This window comes from Rossellomorea aquimaris (assembly GCF_001877785.1).
In the GTDB taxonomy this organism is placed as follows: Bacteria; Bacillota; Bacilli; order Bacillales; family Bacillaceae_B; genus Rossellomorea; species Rossellomorea aquimaris_A.
This window is the reverse complement of record NZ_MINN01000101.1, coordinates 1-673: the sequence shown is the minus strand read 5'-3', so window position 1 is coordinate 673 and position 673 is coordinate 1. Positions and strand designations below refer to the sequence as shown.

Here is a 673-nt window from a genome sequence, read left to right as displayed (position 1 = left end):
TTAAAGTATTCGATGATTGGTGATAGTGTGAAGGATATGTTGTAATCAACTTGCTTTACTGTATGATGGGTGTGTGTGATGGTGTGTAGTGACTTTATTGTTAGATGCACTAACAAATCATCGAGTTTGGTTTCTTGTCGTAATTTACGTGTGATAACATAACGTGTATCGTGTGAGTTATGTGTTATTGCGTGGGGTTTTTGTTAAGGCTGAAGAGCTTAATTTTTTTTTTTCCGTATAGATCGTTGACATTTTTAAACCCATCTAGGTCCAAGAAGAAAATCGATCCCCCAGCTTTCGAATTGCCATCAAAAAAACGGGTAAGGAAATGCCGATTGTACAGATCTGTCAGCGAATCCCGATATGCAAAGCGTTCCAGGTCAAGGTAATAGGAGAACATCCGCACAATGCGCTGCAATAATGTGATGCTTCTTGCATCGAATTGGCTTTTCTCGTCATTCACCGCACATAAAGTGCCGAAGCGGTCGCCGTTAACAAAAGAAATCGGCAGGCCTAAGTACGACCTTACATGGGCCGCTTCCAGCTTATCTTCAAAATGCTTCAATTCTGGAGCGTCTTGAACATCCTCATAGACCAGTGGCTGCTTGTTTTCGAAATCCATCCGGCTGCACAATGTGTCATTCAGGTCGAGCACCATGCCCTCCGCTACAGG

Annotated in this window: 1 protein-coding gene; it reads right to left on the bottom strand. The window is 42.9% G+C overall.

Annotated features, from left to right (window positions below):
* Nucleotides 1–184: 184 nt before the first annotated feature.
* On the bottom strand, nucleotides 185–673 hold a 489-nt coding region (locus BHE18_RS14930; RefSeq protein WP_141771893.1), incomplete at its 5' end, for a GGDEF domain-containing protein.